The sequence below is a fragment of the uncultured Bradyrhizobium sp. genome, from assembly GCF_947648125.1.
GTDB lineage: Bacteria > Pseudomonadota > Alphaproteobacteria > Rhizobiales > Xanthobacteraceae > Bradyrhizobium.
Map to the genome: position 1 here is coordinate 1 of NZ_CANSMR010000071.1, position 2,688 is coordinate 2,688.

At 65.4% G+C, this 2,688-nt stretch carries 1 protein-coding gene; it reads right to left on the reverse strand.

Annotated elements, in window-relative coordinates:
- The coding region (locus tag Q0030_RS40505) for a hybrid sensor histidine kinase/response regulator (protein ID WP_298380711.1) at positions 1 to 2,687 on the reverse strand (2,687 nt) is incomplete at its 3' end.
- Position 2,688: the final 1 nt, after the last annotated feature.

A 2,688-nucleotide genomic window follows, 5' to 3' on the forward strand; every position in this document is an offset into this window, starting at 1 on the left:
CCGGGACGATCAAACTTGGCGACATAGTCGTGGAAGCCGGCCTGCCGGCCGCGCTCGATCGCCGCCGGCGACACCATCGCCGACAGCGCGATGATCGGCAGCCCGATCAGGTTGTGGTCGCTTCGGATGTTCTCGGCGAACTCAAAGCCGTTCATCTCGGGCATCTCGATGTCGGTCAGCACGACGTCGAAGGCCTGCCCCGAGCGCAGCGCCGCGAGCCCTTCCTGCGCGCCTCCCGCGGTCCGCACCTTGTAGCCGGCGGCTTTCAGCACCGGCGCCAGCATGTTGCGGAAGAACGCTGAGTCATCGACCAGCAGCACCGACTGCGCCGAGGCCGACGGCCGCATCTCCTTGCGCGAGAACCAGTCGGCAAACGCCATCGGCAGGAAGTGGCCGACGTCGATCACCTCGGTGGCCTGGCCCTTGATCACGGCCGAGCCCAAAATGCCGTCCTGCGAGCCCGCGACCTCGATGTTGAGCCGCTCCTCGACGATGTCGATGATCTCGTCGACCACGAGCCCCATCGAGCGGCCGTCGTCGGCGAACACCAGGATCGGCTGCGCGCCTTGGGTCTGCACCTCGACCCCGGCCATCTGCACCAGCGGCATCAGCTGCTCGCGGTACTGCACCATGTAGCGGCCGTTGGAGAGCTCGATCTTGTCGGTTGCGATCTCTTCCAGCCGGGTGACGAGGCCGAGCGGCACCGCCTTGGGCTGGCTCGAGCCGGCGCGGAACACCAACAGCGAGGTCAGCTGCTCGCCGCTCGAGGCATGCGCCGCGGCATTGTCGTCGGCCATGTCATGGGCCGAGGAGCCGGACGCGCCGAGCGCTTTGGCGATCCCGTTGGGGTCGATGATCATGATGACCGCGCCATCGCCCAGGATGGTGTTGCCGGAGAACATGTCGATGTGCCGCAGTTTGGTCGACATCGGCTTGACCACGATCTCCTCGGTGTGGAACACGCCGTCGACCACGATGCCGAAGGTCTGGCTGCCGACCTGCGTCACCACGATGAAGCCGTTCTCGGCATCGCTGGAGGTCGCGCCGTCGTCGATCTTCAGGAGCTTCTTGAGATGGATCAGCGGCAGCAGCTTGTTGCGCAGGCGCAAGACCGCGGTGTCCTTGATCCGCTCGATGCGGTGCTCGGAGTTGGCGCGGGCCCGCACCAGCTCGACCACGGACAATTGGGGAATTGCAAAGCGGTCGCCGCCGGCTTCCACGATCAAGGCGGAGACGATCGCCAAGGTCAGCGGGATCTTGATGGTGACCGAGGCGCCCTCGCCGGCCACGCTCTTGATGTCGATGGTGCCGCCGATCTGGTCGATATTGGTGCGCACCACGTCCATGCCGACGCCGCGGCCGGACACCGAGGTCACTTGCGCCGCGGTCGAGAAGCCCGGCGCGAAGATGAACTTGTGGATCTGGGCCTCGGTCATCTTCTCCAGCTCGGCCTCGGTGACGAGGCCGTTCTGGAGCGCCTTGGCCTTGATCCGCTCGGTGTTGAGCCCGCGGCCATTGTCGGCGATGCAGATGATGATATGGCCGCCCTCGTGGTAGGCACTGAGGCGGATGGTGCCCTGTTCGGGCTTGCCGGCCGCGACCCGCTCGGCGGTGGTCTCCAGGCCATGATCGGCGGAGTTGCGCACCATGTGCGTCAACGGATCCTTGATCAGGTCGAGCACCTGGCGGTCGAGCTCGGTGTCGGCGCCGTGCATTTCCAATTCAATTTGCTTGCCGAGTTCGCCGGACAGATCGCGGACGATGCGCGGCAGCTTCTGCCAGGCATTGCCGATCGGCTGCATCCGCGTCTTCATGACGCCTTCCTGCAGCTCGGCGGTGACGTTGGAGAGCCGCTGCAGCGGCACCTTGAACTCGGTGTCCTCGTTGCGCCTTGAGATCTCTAAAAGCTGGTTGCGGGTCAGGACCAGCTCGGAGACCATGGTCATGAGGTGTTCGAGGGTGTCGACATTGACCCGGATCGACTGGTTGGCGATCTTGTCGCCTTCCTGGACAACATCCTCGGCGGCGGCCTTGCGGGCCGGCTTCTTTGCGGCCTCCGTCGGCACGGCTGCGGGCGCCGCGGCGAGGGGCTTCGCAACCGGCGCCGGTGCTGCGACTTCAATCTCGGTCTCGCGGAAGGCGCGCTCGAGCTCGTCGAGCGAGACCTCACCCGGACGCAGCGGACGCTCCAGCGTCTGCACCACCAGCGTGCCTTCAGTCATTGCTGCCTGCACGGATGGAGATTCAACGACAGGTACAGCTTCTTCGGCAGCAGCCGGCATCGACTGCGTCGAGCCTGACATCGCCGCCATGCCGTGCTCGACCATCGCTTCGAGCTGATCGATCAGGTCGCGGTCGTTGCCTTCGGGCTCGGCCTCGGTCGCCTCGAGCCCGCCAAGGATCTCCTTGATGCGGTCGATCGAGGACAGGATCAGCGTCACGGCTTCCGCCTTCACCGGCATGCCGTCGCGGAACTTGCCCATCAGGGTCTCGCCGGCATGCGCCAGCGCTTCCAGCCGCGGCAGCCCGAGGAAGCCGCAGGTCCCCTTGATGGTGTGCACAAGGCGGAAAATGTTGTCCAGGATCTTCGCGTTGTTCGGATCCTGCTCGAACTGCACCAGCTGGTTGTCGACCGTATCCAGGCTCTCGCTGCTCTCCGTCAGGAACTCGCGCAACAGATCGTCCATG